Origin of the sequence: Flavobacterium sp. W22_SRS_FK3 (assembly GCF_052113665.1) — a bacterium.
Taxonomy (GTDB): Bacteria; Bacteroidota; Bacteroidia; order Flavobacteriales; family Flavobacteriaceae; genus Flavobacterium.
The window spans coordinates 206,435-223,232 of record NZ_JBGQOF010000005.1 but is presented as its reverse complement, the minus strand read 5'-3'; the positions used below and the strand labels follow the sequence as shown (position 1 = coordinate 223,232).

General features: G+C 32.0%; 14 protein-coding genes. 3 read left to right on the top strand and 11 right to left on the bottom strand.

Translation table 11 applies throughout. The features are described from left to right. Positions 1-49: 49 nt before the first annotated feature. From ACEN2I_RS06970 to ACEN2I_RS06960, 3 genes are all read right to left on the bottom strand, one after another. Positions 50-1,111, bottom strand: a complete 1,062-nt coding sequence (locus ACEN2I_RS06970; protein ID WP_441765374.1) for a hypothetical protein — start codon at positions 1,109-1,111, stop codon at positions 50-52. Next, positions 1,095-1,631, bottom strand: coding sequence for an anti-sigma factor (locus tag ACEN2I_RS06965; RefSeq protein WP_441765373.1), 537 nt, complete (start codon positions 1,629-1,631; stop codon positions 1,095-1,097). The genes ACEN2I_RS06970 and ACEN2I_RS06965 overlap by 17 nt, the downstream gene beginning before the upstream one ends. Positions 1,632-1,716: 85 nt before the next feature. After that, positions 1,717-2,271: an RNA polymerase sigma factor gene (locus ACEN2I_RS06960; RefSeq protein WP_441765372.1), complete on the bottom strand. Its 555-nt coding sequence runs from the start codon at positions 2,269-2,271 to the stop codon at positions 1,717-1,719. A 285-nt stretch (positions 2,272-2,556) separates the two neighbouring features. On the opposite strand from ACEN2I_RS06960, the gene lon reads away from it, so the two are divergent. Then, positions 2,557-5,010 carry an endopeptidase La gene (lon, locus tag ACEN2I_RS06955; protein ID WP_441765371.1) on the top strand — a complete coding sequence of 818 codons (2,454 nt, stop codon included), beginning with the start codon at positions 2,557-2,559 and terminating at the stop codon, positions 5,008-5,010. Between the two features lie 77 nt (positions 5,011-5,087). On the opposite strand, the gene recQ is transcribed toward lon, so the two are convergent. The 5 genes from recQ to aroB form a co-directional block, all read right to left on the bottom strand. Next, positions 5,088-7,199 (bottom strand): DNA helicase RecQ, encoded by a 2,112-nt coding sequence (gene recQ, locus ACEN2I_RS06950; RefSeq protein WP_441765370.1) that lies wholly within the window; start codon positions 7,197-7,199, stop codon positions 5,088-5,090. Between the two features lie 138 nt (positions 7,200-7,337). Then, positions 7,338-7,745: a DNA primase gene (locus ACEN2I_RS06945; protein WP_441765369.1), complete on the bottom strand. Its 408-nt coding sequence runs from the start codon at positions 7,743-7,745 to the stop codon at positions 7,338-7,340. Positions 7,746-7,752: 7 nt separating this feature from the next. Further along, positions 7,753-8,721: a deoxyhypusine synthase family protein gene (locus tag ACEN2I_RS06940; protein ID WP_007811609.1), complete on the bottom strand. Its 969-nt coding sequence runs from the start codon at positions 8,719-8,721 to the stop codon at positions 7,753-7,755. A 113-nt stretch (positions 8,722-8,834) separates the two neighbouring features. Next, a complete protein-coding gene (locus tag ACEN2I_RS06935; RefSeq protein ID WP_078229375.1) occupies positions 8,835-10,238 on the bottom strand; it encodes an arginine decarboxylase in 1,404 nt (467 codons plus the stop codon). Between the two features lie 292 nt (positions 10,239-10,530). After that, positions 10,531-11,598 (bottom strand): 3-dehydroquinate synthase, encoded by a 1,068-nt coding sequence (aroB, locus tag ACEN2I_RS06930; protein WP_441765368.1) that lies wholly within the window; start codon positions 11,596-11,598, stop codon positions 10,531-10,533. 302 nt (positions 11,599-11,900) lie between these two features. On the opposite strand from aroB, the gene ACEN2I_RS06925 reads away from it, so the two are divergent. Together ACEN2I_RS06925 and ACEN2I_RS06920 are read left to right on the top strand one after the other, a co-directional pair. Then, a complete protein-coding gene (locus tag ACEN2I_RS06925) occupies positions 11,901-13,070 on the top strand; it encodes a proline dehydrogenase family protein (RefSeq protein WP_441765367.1) in 1,170 nt (389 codons plus the stop codon). A 193-nt stretch (positions 13,071-13,263) separates the two neighbouring features. Beyond that, positions 13,264-13,617, top strand: a complete 354-nt coding sequence (locus ACEN2I_RS06920; protein ID WP_441765366.1) for a T9SS type A sorting domain-containing protein — start codon at positions 13,264-13,266, stop codon at positions 13,615-13,617. 80 nt (positions 13,618-13,697) lie between these two features. On the opposite strand, the gene purU is transcribed toward ACEN2I_RS06920, so the two are convergent. The 3 genes from purU to ACEN2I_RS06905 form a co-directional block, all read right to left on the bottom strand. Continuing rightward, positions 13,698-14,552 carry a formyltetrahydrofolate deformylase gene (gene purU / locus ACEN2I_RS06915; protein ID WP_441765365.1) on the bottom strand — a complete coding sequence of 285 codons (855 nt, stop codon included), beginning with the start codon at positions 14,550-14,552 and terminating at the stop codon, positions 13,698-13,700. 112 nt (positions 14,553-14,664) lie between these two features. Beyond that, positions 14,665-15,384, bottom strand: a complete 720-nt coding sequence (locus ACEN2I_RS06910) for a DUF4197 domain-containing protein (RefSeq protein WP_441765364.1) — start codon at positions 15,382-15,384, stop codon at positions 14,665-14,667. 290 nt (positions 15,385-15,674) lie between these two features. Next, a complete protein-coding gene (locus tag ACEN2I_RS06905; RefSeq protein ID WP_441765363.1) occupies positions 15,675-16,772 on the bottom strand; it encodes a pectate lyase family protein in 1,098 nt (365 codons plus the stop codon). Between the last annotated feature and the right edge of the window lie 26 nt (positions 16,773-16,798).

Below are 16,798 nucleotides of genomic sequence, written 5' to 3'. Positions count from 1 at the left end.
ATATCTGCATACCGATGCTTATAATTGTTTGAAAAGACAATTCTGAAAATTATTGTTTTTTGATTAATGCTATATTGCCATAATTAGAATTAACAGCAACTTTATTTTGACCCTTTTTCTTGTAGTATCCACTTATTTTTTTTGTTGTTGTTTTATTTTCGGTTACTAAAATTTCTAAAGAATTATCACTTTTAATGTTTCCGTATTTGGTGTTAATATCAAAATCAAATGTATAATTTGCATCATATCCTAAGGAAATATCAGAATAACCAGAATTAATATTGACATTATTTGCACCTTGGGTTATAGTTGAAATATTTACTTTACTGTAATTTGTATCTATATTTAGATTATTTGAAATTTCGGCGATATTGATTGTAAGGTAATTGCCGGATCCTGAAAAGGAGTTTATCTTTTGAAATTTAAAGCTGCCGTAATTACAATTGTATTTAATATTTTGTCCATCAGAAATAGTCAAGTCTGTGTAATTTGTATCTAAATTCAAATTTCCGGAGTCATTTATTTTTAAGTCTGAATATCGGGCTTCAATTGTTCCGGTTTTTATATAATCTATAGTAGAATTTTGGCAATACTCTATGTGAATGCGATTGTTGGAGCTGTTAAGTTTTCCAAGGATCACTTTACCATACTTACAGCTAATATCAGTTATTGATTCTAAACTAAGGATTGAAATATTTCCATATTTGTTGTTTAGTTTTACGGTTCCGTTTTTCGGAATTTTAATTACATAATTAATTTCAAAGATATTACTGCTTCCTTTGCTTTTTAAAGACGAATTTCCAATTTTGGTAATTGCGGTAACCATTGATTTGAGAGCAGTTATATCAACATCAATATTATTCAGTTTTTCGTTTACCCAGTTTTCATTTCCACCGGTCACTTTTATAGTAATGTCAAGGTCAATTTTGTCTTCATTCCAGGTTGATACTGAGATATTTCCGTATTTATTGTCAATATCAATTCCTGCGTTCGAATTAACAAGGTAGGTTTTTTTGATACTTTTTTGTTTTGAAATTAGAGTATCATCATTTGAAAATCCTAAAAAAGGAATCAAAATAAAAATAATCAGTGTGTTATAATATTTTTTCATAAGTTGTTTTTTTTAGATTTTCATTTTCTTCAATGTGTTGTAAAACAGTTTGCAAAAATGATATTCTGGTTTGCAAGTTGCTGATCATAGCATAAATGATTTGCTTGTTTTCACCATTTTTTTGAACTTCTTTTAATATTTTTTCATAATCGGCATCAAAAATTTTCATTTGTTTTAAGGCATCATTTATTATTTGTTCATTTTCGGGAGAAGTTTTATCTTTTAATTTAATCAGTTCATTATCAATCAAAATACTGAAAATAGAATCTGTTCTCTTGGTTTCTTTTGATGCAAATTTGAATTCCTTAGGTTTTTTGCTATTATTGTAAAAAACAGATATTCCTAACAATATTGCTATCGAAGCAGCAATGGCCCAAGTTGTATAATTATTTTTCTTTGTATTTTTTTTGTTTAATTTATTGAAGAAAACAATCTGATGGTCAGGATTTATTTCGTGAACATCCCACTGATTCTCAAATTTTTTTAATAAATTATCTAAATTTTCCTTTTCCTTTTTCATAAATCCAAATTTTCATTTTTGAGGTGATATAGGTATCGCGTCTTTGTTTGTTTTTGTTGACATAAAATTGTTTTAAGTGGTGATTTCATATGTCCTCCAATTTTTTTCTCAAATTTTCCTTAGCTCTGCTTAATGTAGTTCTGCAATTGGCATAACTGATATTTAAGATTTCACTAATCTCTTCCTGATCATAACCTTCAATATAAAAGAGAGTCAAGACCATTCGGTAATTGTCTTTTAAACCTGAAATAATCTCTAAAACCTGTTTTACTTTGAGTGAATTTAAATCGATATTTTCAGAAAAAAAAGTATCGTTTTCTTCAATTTTATAAAGTGTTTTGTTCAGGTCTTCCATCTGAAAAGCATTATTTTTTTTGTAAAAATCAATACTATAATTAATGATGATTTTTTTCAGCCATGCTCCAAACGCAACTTCCTGTTTGTAATCGTTAATTTTTATAAAAGCTTTCAAAAAACCTTCCTGCATGACGTCTTGTGCAAAATGTTCGTCTTTCACAATTCTGTAAGCTACATTATACATAGCTTTACAGTATCGATTGTAAACTTCAAATTGTGCTTTTTGATTGTTCTCTTTACAAAGTTTGATTAACTCTTCGATATATTGATTGGTTGTGTTCAAGTATTGATTGTTGATTTATTATAATGACTTTGATTTTTTAGGTTTGTTACACTTTGGATAAAATTAATTGTATTTTTTTTAAAATGCCCGTCATCCTTATATGAAGAACTCTTTAAAATAAAAATTCAAAACAAATGTCTTTGTTTTTGGCATAATGATTGTCTATTTTTATGGCCTAACTTTCAAAGACAATCTTTAGCCTGATTTTATTTAAAACATAGCTTTAGCAGTTGGTATTTGAGATTAGAACAAACCTTTTAATGACAAAACGACTTATATATTATTATGTCAAACCATAAAATACTCACTATTGACAATCTGTCACTTCAGGAATTTGATTCAGAAGCAGAATTAATTCCATTATTAACTCCCGAAGACGAAGAGGAAATGAACAATGAAGAACTTCCAATTTCGCTACCAATTTTACCTGTACGCAATACTGTTTTATTTCCGGGTGTTGTTATTCCGATTTCTGCCGGAAGGGATAAATCAATAAAATTAATAAACGATGCGAATGCCGGAGGAAAAATCATAGGAGTAGTTTCTCAGATTAATGAAGAAGACGAAGATCCGTCAAAAAATGATATTCATAAAATAGGAACCGTTGCGAGAATTCTTCGCGTTTTAAAAATGCCTGACGGAAATGTAACGGTTATTTTACAAGGAAAAAAACGTTTTGAAATTGATGAAGTTATTTTAGAAGAACCATATATTACTGCAAGTATTAAAGAGGTTTCTGAAGAACGACCTGATGAGAATGATACTGAATTTACGGCTATTTTAGATTCTGTAAAAGAACTGGCTATTCAGATAATTAAAGAAAGTCCAAATATTCCGTCAGAAGCGACGTTTGCAATTAAAAATATTGAAAGCCAGTCGTTTTTGATCAATTTTGTTTCTTCTAATATGAATTTAGCCGTAAAAGAAAAACAAGGTTTGTTATCAATAAACGGACTAAAAGAAAGAGCATTGGAAACATTGCGTTATATGAATGTTGAACTTCAAAAACTAGAATTGAAGAATGATATTCAGTCAAAAGTTCGTTTTGATCTGGACCAGCAACAGCGCGAGTATTTTCTTCATCAGCAAATGAAAACCATTCAGGAAGAATTGGGAGGTGTTTCGCAGGAACAAGAAATGGACGAAATGGGATTGAAAGCGAAAACCAAAAGATGGGATGAAAAAACGCAAAAACATTTTGAAAAAGAATTGTCTAAAATTCGCAGAATGAATCCGCAATCTCCTGATTTTGGAATTCAGCGTAATTATTTAGAGTTATTCTTGGAATTGCCTTGGGGTGAATATTCTAAAGATAAATTTGATTTAAAATATGCACAGAAAATATTAGATAAAGATCATTTTGGGCTTGAAGAAGTGAAGAAAAGAATGATCGAACATTTGGCTGTATTGAAACTTCGTAACGACATGAAATCGCCAATTATTTGTTTAACCGGACCTCCGGGTGTTGGTAAAACTTCCATTGGCCGTTCTGTTGCTGAAGCCCTTGGACGAGAATATGTGCGTATTTCCCTTGGCGGGTTACGTGATGAAGCAGAAATTCGTGGACATAGAAAAACCTATATAGGTGCGATGCCTGGACGAATTATTCAGAGTTTGAAAAAAGCCGGAACTTCAAATCCAGTTTTTATTTTAGATGAAATTGATAAATTGTCTAACGGAAATAGCGGCGATCCATCTTCAGCTTTATTAGAAGTTTTAGATCCGGAGCAAAACAGTTCTTTCTATGATAATTTTCTTGAAATGGGCTATGATTTATCTAAAGTCATGTTTATTGCTACTTCAAATAATATGGCTGCAATTCAGCCGGCGTTGCGTGACAGAATGGAAGTCATTAAAATGTCTGGTTATACTATTGAAGAAAAAGTAGAAATTGCGAAAAGGCATCTTTTTCCAAAACAGCTGGAAGCACATGGATTAACTTCGAAAGATTTGACAATTGGTAAAAAACAATTAGAAAAAATTGTTGAAGGTTACACACGCGAATCCGGTGTTCGTAATTTAGAAACTAAAATTGCTCAGGTGATTCGTAATGCAGCTAAAGCGGTTGCAATGGAAGAGGAATACAATAAAAAAGTTACTGATGAAGATATCATAACTGTTTTAGGCGTACCAAGATTAGAACGTGACAAATACGAAAATAATGATGTTGCAGGAGTAGTAACTGGTTTGGCCTGGACAAGTGTTGGTGGAGATATTTTGTTTATAGAATCTTTAATTTCAGAAGGAAAGGGCTCATTGACTATTACGGGAAACCTTGGAAATGTGATGAAAGAATCAGCTACAATTGCTTTGGAATATATAAAAGCAAATGCTAAAAAATTAGGATTAGGTATTGAATTGTTTCAGAAATATAATATTCATTTACATGTTCCGGAAGGGGCAACACCAAAAGACGGACCAAGTGCCGGTATTGCAATGCTTACTTCATTAGTTTCTTTATTGACTCAAAAGAAAGTAAAGAAAAGTGTAGCAATGACCGGCGAAATAACACTTCGTGGAAAAGTATTACCTGTAGGCGGAATAAAAGAAAAAATCTTAGCGGCAAAAAGAGCAGGTATTAAGGAAATCATCTTATGTCACGAAAATAAAAGTGATATTGATGAAATTAAAGCTGAATATTTAGAAGGGCTGACATTTCATTATGTAAAAGAAATGAGTGAAGTTTTGAATTTGGCTTTGACAGATCAGAATGTAAAAAATGCAAAGACATTAAAGTAGAATTTAAACTTTAAATTCTAAAAAATCATAAATTTCAAATTCCAATTGAAATATTCAAATTGGAATTTGGAATTTTTTTACTGTTTCTTTTTTTCAAGTACAGCGAGACCAAAACGAATTTTGTCATATCCCATTTTTTCTTCAAAATGATCAAAATAGGGTTTTAAAGCGTTTGGACTTTCAAGTTCTATTTGGGCTTTTTGCAATAGGATAACTTCTTCATCAGAAATAAACTGACTAACATCTATGTCAATTCCATCTAAATATAATTTTGCCAAATGCGAAATAACAGTCGAAAGACCTAAATTTCTTTTTGCAGCTATTTCTTCAATTGTATAACCGTTTTCAAAAAGTTCTAAAGTGTTTTTATAAGTATTGCTTTCCTTTTTAACTTTCGCATTCGTTTTTTTTACTTTTTCATAATAAACAATCGCATCAATAAATTCCGAACCATATTTTTCAAGTTTTACCTTACCCACACCGTCAATGGCCAGAAATTCTTCATCACTTATTGGTTTTAAAACTTCCATTTGTCTTAAAGCAGCATCACTGAAAATGACATATGCCGGGACTTCTTCATCTTTAGCAATTTCGTAGCGTAATTTTCTAAGTATTTCAAAAAGAGAATTTTTTGCAGTTTTTTCTTTTGCTTCCTTGATTTCATTTTTATCAATTGCCTTTTTAACCACGGTTGTTAATTTTACTTTTTCTCCTTCAAACAATACTTTTTTAGCAAAAGGAGTCAGTAAAATTTTATTGTGTTGATGAAATGCAATTTCACAATAGCCCAAATTAATTAACTGGATTAAATATTGATTCCAATCGTACCAGGATATGTCAGAGCCAATTCCGTAGGTTTTTAGGTTTTGATAATTTTTTTCGTAGATGTAAGCATTTTTTGAGCCTCTTAAAAAATCAACAATTACGGCCAAAGGTTCAGATTCCTGTAAGCGTGTAATAGCGGATAATGCTTTTTGTGCCAAAATTGTTCCGTCAAAAAAAACTGGAGGTTTTTTACAAATATCACAATTGCCACAATTCTCGGTTACCAACTCGCCAAAATACGAAAGTAGGATTTTTCTTCTGCAGCTCAAAGCATCTGCGTATTGTTTCATTCGGTCTAATTTTGCCAGCTGTACATCAGAGTTTAAACCTTCTGATGCAAATTTCTGGAGCTGGATCACATCGGCATAACTTTCAAATAAAACAGTTTCAGCAGGCAAACCATCTCGTCCGGAACGACCAATTTCCTGATAATAGCCTTCAATGTTCTTTGGTAAGTTATAATGAATTACCCAACGCACATTCGACTTATCAATTCCCATTCCAAACGCAATAGTAGCACACACTACCTGACAATCGTCGTTTATAAATTCATCTTGTGTTTTTGCACGAAGTTTATTGTCTAAACCTGCATGATATGCTTTTGCAGTGATTCTACTTTTCTTTAATTTTTCAGCAAGCTCTTCAGTGGTTTTACGACTTAAACAATAAATGATACCAGATTCATTGGGTTTGTTTTCTACAAAATCAATAATTTGTTTCACACGATCAAGCGCCGGACGAACTTCGAGACTTAGATTTTTTCTATCAAATGAAGCAATAAAAGTTTTGGAATTTTTTAAATTTAATTGTTTTGTAATATCTGTACGTGTTGCTTTATCTGCCGTAGCAGTCAAAGCTAGTATTGGAGTAGAAGGGAAGCGGTTTTTTAAATATCCCAAATTTGTATAAGCCGGACGAAAATCATGTCCCCATGACGAAATACAATGTGCTTCATCAATTGCAATCAGACTAATTGTTAATTCGTTAAATACAACATCGAGATAAGATAAACTTTCCGGAGCTATATAAACAAGTTTAAAATTATTCGATTTTAAATTGTCAATATAAAATTGCTGTTCTTCGCTTGATTGGCTGCTATTGATATAACAGGCTGAAATTCCATTCGTTTTTAAACTGTCTACCTGATCTTTCATCAAGGCAATTAATGGGGAGATTACTATAGTTATTCCCGGAAGAACCAAAGCCGGTAACTGAAAACAAATTGATTTCCCTCCTCCCGTTGGCATAATAGCGAGCGTGTCCTGACCGGAAAGTATGGTTTGTATTATGTTTTCCTGATTTGGTCTGAATTTTTCAAAACCAAAATTGTCTTTTAGTTTGGCATGTAGAATTTCTGAGTTCATTTGGCTTATATTTTTCGCAAAGATATAAAAAAATAATATTTTTCTTATAATTAATTGATTTCAGATTTCATAATCTGTTTTGATTAATAAAAAAAAGGAACCCGATTTAGAGTTCCTTTAATTTATTTTTGAAATGAATTAATCTTCATCATCTTCGTCGTCATCTTCGTCAGCAATATCATTTTTATCTTCGTCATCATCGTCATCATCTCCACCATCAACGTCTGGTTTGTCAAGATTGTCATCTTCATCTTCATCATCACTATCGTCTTCAAGATCAAGACCTTTTACTGGTTCGATTGTGTCAACATCAAGATCGATATCATCATCTTCATCATAATTTTCAATTCTGTCAGCAAGTTTAGTACTAATTTTCACTAAATAAATAGTATCTTCAGTGCGAACTTCAACAGCTTCGATTAATTCGTTTTTAGCATTTCTAAAACGGATAACATCCGAATCATCATAACCATCAGGGAATTTTTCTACCAAAAGGTTTAAAATTTCGTTGGTAAGTTTGGCGTAGTCTACTATAACTCTTTTCATAAATATCCTATAAATCTAATAAGTAAGCAAAAATTAATGGAGCAACAATTGTGGCATCCGACTCAATAATAAATTTAGGGGTTTTAATATCTAATTTACCCCAAGTAATTTTCTCGTTTGGAACTGCTCCTGAATACGAACCATAGCTGGTTGTAGAATCTGAAATTTGGCAGAAATAACTCCAAAAGGGAATATCATGCATTTCCATATCCTGATACAACATTGGTACCACGCAAATTGGAAAATCTCCTGCAATACCACCACCAATTTGGAAAAATCCAATTCCGTTAGTGCTATTTTTTGGATACCAGTCAGCAAGGAATGTCATGTATTCAATTCCTGACTTCATGGTAGATGCTTTCAAATCTCCTTTGATTACGTATGATGCAAAAATATTACCCATAGTACTATCTTCCCATCCCGGAACAATAATAGGCAAGTTTTTCTCAGCTGCTGCGTACATCCAGCTGTCTTTTAAGTCAATTTCGTAATACTCTTCCAAAACACCGGATAATAACATTTTATACATGAACTCATGTGGAAAATAACGTTCTCCTTTATCATCAGCATCTTTCCAGATTTTATAAATGTGTTTTTGTAAACGACGAAATGCTTCATGCTCAGGAATACAGGTGTCAGTAACACGATTCAATCCTCTTTCAAGCAAAGCCCATTCGTCTTCCGGAGTTAAATCACGGTAGTTTGGCACTCTCTCGTAATGAGAATGCGCAACTAAATTCATAATATCTTCTTCTAAATTAGCTCCGGTACATGAAATAATCTGTACTTTATCCTGTCTGATTATTTCGGCAAAAATTTTACCAATTTCTGCTGTACTCATTGCGCCAGCCATACTTACCATCATTTTAGCACCATTAGCCAGTTGTTGTTCGTATGCTTTTGCAGCATCAACAAGTGAGGCAGAATTAAAGTGTAAATAATGTTTTTCAATAAACTGACTGATTGGTCCTTTCATTACGTTGTTGTTTTTTTGTTTTTTTGTTTTGAATTAAAAGATTTTACCTTTCATATCTTCCTGCAAATTAAGAATTTTATCAATATTAATTTGCTTAATTTGAAGCTTTTTTTTTATATTTTTTTCGTGTAACCTAAAATCTTTAATACGTCATCTGAAGTTTGTTGCTCTGAGAAAACCTCAGTTGCTAAAATTCCGTTTTCGTCACGATCAATCAAAATATGTTTAGGCTGTGGAATCAAACAGTGGTGTAAACCTCCGTACCCTCCTATAGTTTCCTGATATGCACCAGTATTAAAGAAGCCAATATACAACGGCTTTTCTTTGTTGTATTTAGGTAAATATATGGCGTTCATATTTTGTTCGGAATTGTAATAATCGTCACTATCGCAAGTCAAACCTCCTAATAAAACCCGCTCGTAAGTATCATTCCAACGGTTCACCGCCAGCATGATAAAGCGTTTGTTTATAGCCCATGTATCCGGCAAAGTGGTAATGAAAGAGGAGTCAATCATATTCCATTTTTCTCTGTCGTTTTGTTGTTTTTGATATAAAATCTGATAGATAGCACCACCGCTTTCACCAACTGTAAAGGATCCAAATTCTGTAAAGATGTTTGGAACATCAACTTCGGCTTCATCACATGCAATTTTAATCTGATTGATAATCTCATCAATCATATATTGGTAATCATATTCAAAAGCAAGTGAGTTTTTAATAGGGAAACCGCCTCCAATATTTAAGCCATCAAGACTTGGACATTCCTTTTTAAGAGCAATATATACTTTTATACATTTTACTAACTCATTCCAATAATATGCGGTATCATTGATTCCCGTATTGATAAAGAAGTGAAGCATTTTAAGCTCTAATTTATCATTTTCCTGAATTTGTTTTTTGTAAAAAGAAACTATATTTTTATATCCTATACCTAATCTGGAGGTATAAAACTCAAACTTTGGTTCTTCTTCGGCAGCAATACGGATTCCAATTTTAAATTTCCCTTTAATTTCTGCCTGAAGTAAATCTAATTCTTCATAATTATCAATAATTGGAATGGTATTTTTATGTCCATTATTGATTAATCTGGCAATATTGGTAATGTATTCGTCTCTTTTGAAACCATTACAAATTACATAAGTGCTCTTGTTGATTTTACCGTTTTCCAGTAAATTCTCCACAATATTGATGTCAAAAGCAGATGAAGTTTCTACGTGAATGTTATTTTTGAAAGCTTCATTCATAATGTATTCAAAATGAGAGCTTTTTGTGCAATAACAATAATAATATTTTGCTTCGTATTTGTTCTTTTCCATTGATTTTCTGAACCAGGCTTTTGCCTTATTGATGTTTTCAGAAATCTGTGGTAAATAGGTAAATTTTAATGGGGTACCATATTGTTCAACCAATTTCATCAAATCGATATTGTGAAATTGTAAGTTGTCTTTGTTCAGTTTGAACTCTTCCTGAGGGAAATAATAGGTTTGATTAATTAAGTCAGAATATTTTGTATTCATTTAGCAATATTTTAGCATGTATTTTTAAATTTAGTAACGTGTCTAAACCTTAAATTCAAACCCTGATATTGGCAAATACAATTTCCAGTTTTTCGTGTTCTGCCTTTGAACATAAAAAAACGTCTAAACAAAAAGGACTCTTGCTATTGTAAAAACGGTTCATTATTCTTAATAAAGAACTATTGAGACGGTTTCTATAAGAGCTGAAGTGTCTTTGTTTATTGTTTGTTTTCATTGGAGCAAATGTAAAAAATAATATATACCTAATGCAACGCTTTTTATTAAAAAAAGTTTAAGATTTATAATCCTGAAACGCATCCAGAATCAATTTATTTTCAACAGATTGATTAATTTTTATCTTTCCGATGCCTTCAATCAGTGCAAATTGAATTAAACCATATTCGTTTTTTTTGTCGTGAATAAGTAATTCTAATATCGGATCTATGTCGTTTTCTTCAATTTGTACATCATCATAGATGCTTTTGAGTGCGGTTTTAATTTCAGCATACTCAGTGGCAGAAATTAGGTTTTTGTGCAATGAAATATAACTTTCCAGAATCATTCCAATAGCAATTGCTTCACCATGTAATAATGTTGTTTTAGTCTCGCTTTCTAAAAAGTAACTTTCTATAGCATGACCTAAAGTATGTCCAAAATTTAAGGCTTTACGGATGTTTTTCTCTGTTGGATCCTGAATTACAATATCATTTTTAATTTCAACTGAACGGTAAATCAATTCATCAAAATCTGCATAATCAATAGATTGTAAATTTAAAAACTGTTTCCAATAGAATGCATCATAAATTAAACCATGTTTCAGCATTTCGGCAAGACCGGAACGCATTTCACTTTGTGGTAAAGTTTCTAAATATTGAGTGTCAATCAGAACCATCTGCGGTACATTAATCACTCCAATCTGGTTTTTAAGATTTCCTAAATCCACACCTGTTTTTCCTCCCACCGAAGCATCTACCATAGATAATAAGGTAGTTGGTATATTGATAAAATCTACTCCGCGCTTAAATGTAGAAGCGACAAAACCTCCTAAATCTGTAACAACTCCACCACCAAGATTAATGATTAATGATTTTCTGTCAGCACCTAATTCTGTCAGCACATTCCAGATTTGTATGCAGGTTTCTATATTTTTATTAGCCTCACCAGATTCGAATTCTATAATTTCAATAGTTAAATCGGTTTCTAATAAAGGCAAAAATTTTGGTAAGCAGTGCTCATTTGTTTCATTATCGACTATAATAAATAAGGTAGAGTATTTATTTTCTTTTAAATGATTGTTTAAAGCCTCGTATGCATTTTGGTTAAAATGTACTAAATAATTATTTGCTTGAATAGATTGCATAATTCTTCGGTTAATTGAATCGGCAAAATAAGGCATTTTTAACTAAATAATCTTCAAATCCTGATTCTAATTTGTTTTAAAAATAAGTTTTTATAATCATTAAAAATAAATTCAGGAGCCTAAATTTGTAATTAATTTTGTGTCTTATTATAGAGATGTTTTTCTTGTAACATAATTTGGAGACTGAGAATTTAATTGATTATTTTTGAATAAATCTAACCATATTAAAGATATTTAAAAATTCAGACATCTTTGTTGAATAATATTCAAAACACTATTTATATTTGCATAAAAATAATTTAATGGAAAAAATATTCGATAACACTCAGGTTGCATTTTCGTTGAAAAGCGATACTGAACTTGACAGAGCTTATTTTCTTTTTAAAATGATCGATAGCCAGCCTCTAGTGAGGATAGGTACAGCTGTTACCAATTTTGCTATAAAGGCAAATCTTCCTGTTGAAGGTTTGATTCGTGCAACCGTTTTCGACCATTTTTGTGGTGGTGTTAACGAAGACGATTGTATAACAGTAGTTGACAAAATGTTTACCAAAGGGGTTTCATCAGTTTTAGATTATTCAGTTGAAGGAAAAGAAGAAGAAGAACAGTTTGATGCTGCCCTTGAAATGACTTTAAAAACTATTGAATTTGCCAAAGAACGTTTGGCAATTCCATTTGCTGTTTTTAAACCAACTGGTTTAGGGCGTTTTGAATTGTATGAAAAATTAGGAGAAAAACAAGTCTTAACTCCAGCAGAACAAGAAGAGTGGAATAGGGTGGTTGCTCGTTTTGATCATGTTTGCAGTGAAGCTTATAAAAAAAACGTAGCATTATTGATTGATGGTGAAGAAAGCTGGATGCAGGATGCTGCTGATGAGTTGGTTACTGATATGATGCGTAAATACAATAAAGAAAAAACTATTGTTTTTAATACCTTGCAAATGTACCGTTGGGATCGTTTGGATTACCTTAAAAAATTGCACGAAATTGCTAAAAAAGAAGGCTTTTTTATCGGAATGAAATTAGTTCGTGGCGCTTACATGGAAAAAGAAAACAAACGAGCGGAAGAGAAAAACTATGTTTCGCCAATTTGTGTTTCTAAAGAAGCTACTGATGCTAATTATGATGCCGCCGTACAATATATGTTGGATCATTTGGATGCAATGTCAATTTTTGCAGGAACTCACAACGAATTGAGTTCATATAAGCTGATGGAAATGATGGAACAAAAAGGTATTGCTAAAAATGACAGCAGAATTTGGTTTGGACAATTATACGGGATGAGCGACAATATCAGTTACAATTTAGCCGAAAATGGTTATAATGTTGCTAAATATTTACCTTTTGGCCCTGTAAAAGATGTGATGCCGTACCTTATTCGTCGTGCTGAAGAAAATACTTCTGTTGCCGGACAAACCAGTCGTGAATTGTCTATGATTAAGGCTGAACGTAAAAGAAGAAAAGGAAAATAAAACTCACAAAATAAAAAAAATCAAAAAAAACCGTCTCACAAACTGAGACGGTTTTTTTGATTTTTTTACATAGCTATTTCATAATACTGTCTTAAACTATAACAGACAAAGAGTTAATCATACAGTAACTATTACATTAAATGCAAATTTTAACAGATAAATACATTTGTATCAAATTTAAATTTAATATTATATGACAAAATATTTACTATTAAAACTAAAAAACGCTGTAACCTTTTTTAATTTAGAACTAATTTATACGCTGAGAATCGGATTATTTTTGCTAACAGCAATATTAGGCTTTAGTCAAAACAGTATAGGCCAAACGGTAGATCTTTCTACTTACATTAGAGTAGGCCGATACGATTTGCCAGAGCCAACGAGAACAGTATATGATTTGAAAGGAAAGCCGGTAGAGACGTTTGAATTTGAAAATGCTAGCGATGCACAAAATCAAAAAATAGGAAGCAATTATTCATCAGGGATTTACAACATTATGGTAGCTCAGGGAAGAAATAAAAAAACAATACGTGTGATTAAAAAATAACACTCATAATATTTATAAAAAGAGGCCGTTTAATAAGTTTAAACGGCTTCTTTTGTTTTGTGATTTATTAATAGTAGAACCTAAGAAAAAACTACTGTTTTATTGCTATAAACCATTGTTTTGCGCTCAGCATGTAATTTTATTGCCCTTGCCAATACTATTCGTTCCAAATCACGGCCTTTCATTATAAAGTCTTCAACGGAATGAAAGTGAGAAACGCGTGCAATATCCTGCTCAATAATAGGTCCTTCATCTAATTCTGCCGTAACATAATGACTGGTTGCACCAATAATTTTTACGCCTCTTTTAAATGCAGAATGATATGGCTTAGCACCAGGAAAAGCAGGTAAAAAGGAGTGATGGATATTAATAATTTTATTCTCGTACAATGAAATCAAACCAGGAGTGATAATTTGCATATATCGCGCCAGAACAATAAAATTGATTTGATATCTTTTTAGCAATTCAATTTGTTTGGCTTCAGCTTCTTCTTTATTGTCTTTCGTAAAAGGAATATAGTGAAACGGAATATCAAAACGTTCAGCAATAGAACGTAAATCATTATGGTTACTAATGATTACTGGAATTTCAACATTTAGCTCATCGGCACTATAACGCCCTAAAATATCAAATAAGCAATGGTCGTACTTAGATACAAATAAAGCCATTTTAGGTTTTTGCTCCTGATTATACAAGTCCCATGACATGTTAAAATCAGTTGCAATGGTGTGGTTAAAATCATCTTTTATGGCATCAATATTTATATTATGATTGGTTAAATCACATTCTAATCGCATAAAAAATACATTTTGTTCTGTATCCACATGCTGATCTATATAAGTAATATTTCCTTCTACTTTTGCAATAAAAGCGGTTACTGCAGCAATAATTCCTTTTTGATCCTTGCAGTGAATCAGAATAGTTAATTTTTGCATTATAATTTTATGGTTAATCGGTTAATTATTTTATAGGATCATCGTTTATTTGGCTAATTGTTTTAATCGAAACAGATATAAGTATTTTTGCGCCTAAACGATTAAACGTAATTTACTTTCCGTCCTGCATGGCAAAAACACTTTTTAATAGCGGGGTTGTTCTTGCACTAATATTGTTGCGAATGTCTTTTTCTTCTACGGCAATCATTTTAAAAACACCTGCTAAAGCTTGTGAAGTTGTATAGTCTGTTAAATCAGGATTTACTTTTTTTACAAGTGGGATTGTGTTGTATTTTGTAATTATTTTTTTCCAAACTACGTCAGCTCCAACTTTTTCAAACGAACTTTTAATTACCGGATTAAATTTTCCGTATAAAGCGGTTGTCGTACTTCCTTGCAAGTAACTTGTTGCTGCACTGTCATTCCCTAATAAGATATTTTTGGCATCAGTAAACGACATGTTTTTAACAGCTGAAACGAATATAGGAGTTGCTTCTTTTACAGCATCTTCTGCAGCACGATTGAGCATTTTTATACCTTCATCAGCCAATGAGCTAAGGCCAACTTTTCGTAAAGTCGCGTCAACTTTTTGTAGCTCTTCAGGCATCAGTATTTTTACAGCTTCATTTTTATAGAAACCATCAACAGCAGTCAATTTACTTACTTGTTCTGTAATTCCTTTGTTTAAAGCTTCTTTTAGTCCTGAAGCAATATCTACACCGCCAACACCTGGTATTTGTGAAGATAATTGGGGTAACTGATTTAAAGTTTGTTGTACTTGAGCACAAGAGTTAAGAGAAAATGCGACTGCTAATAATAAAATCTTTTTCATGAAATGGGGTTTTTAAGTTTCAAAAATACTACTTATTCAAAAACAAAGCCACAATTTTATTTAAGGAGCACAAACATTTTGTTTCATAATTAACTTTTGTCCTGCTGTACACTAAATTCCGCGCAGAAAAAAGCGCGGGATATCGTTCCCATCAGGGCTATTTTAGAAATCTTATTTTTTGAAGATCTAAAATTTAATGCTATGATTAAATTTGAAAATATAATTACGCATCGATGCATAACAAGAAAAGCTACCCGAATTGGATAGCTTTTTTCTAAATTTTTTTTTTATTAAAATGAACCACAGGTATTTCCTGAAAATGTTGCACCGGCTCCAGCTGAAATATTTGTTTTGACAGCTGATGCCGCAAGAGTTATAATACTGTATGGTGGAGTAAAAGCTGTATTACTTCCTGTGGTATTACCACTTGTACCTGTAAAAATATTTCCTGTAGCAGTTACAGCAGTATAACCTGTCATTAAATCAATAGGAGTTTTTACATTTTCAAATACATTATTTTCTACTTTAATATTGGCTTCAAAACCGGCAGCGATACATTTATTACTAGCTGTACTATTGAAATAACTGTTTATGATATGTATTTTTCCAAATCTAACTCTTGGCATTCTCTCTCTACATCCGCTAGCCCACCAGCATCTGGCAAAGGTAATTCTTAATTTTCCACGATCTCCCGTAGCACTATCGCTGGATCCAATTAGATTAGAATATCTATGATCGTCAGAACCACCTGATCCTCCGGCTTTTGGAGCTTTTAGATAAGTGAATTTTGTATAGGAAACTGTAATGTAGTCCGATAAATTTTTAATATCAAAGTTTCCATCAACTCCGTCTCTAAATTCGCAATGATCTACCCACACATTTTGGCAGTTGTCTAATGTTGCATTGTCCCATCCATCCGTATCATAAGCTCCGGGACCTTCAAAAATTAAATTTCTAATAATGATATTTTTGCATCCTTTGAAATAAATTATCCCAGAACCGTCTTTTGTCTGATTAGTCGAAACCAATTTTGCTCCACTGGCACCGTAAATTGTTTTTCCGGTTTGATTTTGAAATGATATTCTGGCAGAAACAGTAATGGTTCCAGATACTTTTATCACTTTTACTGAAGTGTTTTCAATAGCTGATTTCAATTGGGCATACGTTGTTACTGCCGTCTCTGCTGAAGTTCCTCCTCCGGTTGTTCCTCCGTTTTGTGAAGCCCATCCCGGAACTTCTGAGCAGACTCCAACTTTTGAGGTCGAAGCATTTTTATTGGTTGTCAGAATCGCTTCTTCTGTGTTTTCTGAGATATCTTCTGTGTTACAACTTGTAAGAGCCATAGCAATAGTAAATAATGAAATGGCAAATTTGGTTTTTAATTTCATGATAGTTTTTTTGTGGTTATTATTAA

Coding starts and splice junctions, on each gene's coding strand:
- ACEN2I_RS06910 (WP_441765364.1), bottom strand. CDS start 15,384: ATGAAAAAGATTTTATTATTAGCAGTCGCATTTTCTCTTAACTCTTGT.
- ACEN2I_RS06945 (WP_441765369.1), bottom strand. CDS start 7,745: ATGAAAAGAGTTATAGTAGACTACGCCAAACTTACCAACGAAATTTTA.
- purU (WP_441765365.1), bottom strand. CDS start 14,552: ATGCAAAAATTAACTATTCTGATTCACTGCAAGGATCAAAAAGGAATT.
- aroB (WP_441765368.1), bottom strand. CDS start 11,598: ATGCAATCTATTCAAGCAAATAATTATTTAGTACATTTTAACCAAAAT.
- ACEN2I_RS06940 (WP_007811609.1), bottom strand. CDS start 8,721: ATGAAAGGACCAATCAGTCAGTTTATTGAAAAACATTATTTACACTTT.
- ACEN2I_RS06970 (WP_441765374.1), bottom strand. CDS start 1,111: ATGAAAAAATATTATAACACACTGATTATTTTTATTTTGATTCCTTTT.
- ACEN2I_RS06935 (WP_078229375.1), bottom strand. CDS start 10,238: ATGAATACAAAATATTCTGACTTAATTAATCAAACCTATTATTTCCCT.
- lon (WP_441765371.1), top strand. CDS start 2,557: ATGTCAAACCATAAAATACTCACTATTGACAATCTGTCACTTCAGGAA.
- ACEN2I_RS06920 (WP_441765366.1), top strand. CDS start 13,264: ATGACAAAATATTTACTATTAAAACTAAAAAACGCTGTAACCTTTTTT.
- ACEN2I_RS06965 (WP_441765373.1), bottom strand. CDS start 1,631: ATGAAAAAGGAAAAGGAAAATTTAGATAATTTATTAAAAAAATTTGAG.
- ACEN2I_RS06905 (WP_441765363.1), bottom strand. CDS start 16,772: ATGAAATTAAAAACCAAATTTGCCATTTCATTATTTACTATTGCTATG.
- recQ (WP_441765370.1), bottom strand. CDS start 7,199: ATGAACTCAGAAATTCTACATGCCAAACTAAAAGACAATTTTGGTTTT.
- ACEN2I_RS06925 (WP_441765367.1), top strand. CDS start 11,901: ATGGAAAAAATATTCGATAACACTCAGGTTGCATTTTCGTTGAAAAGC.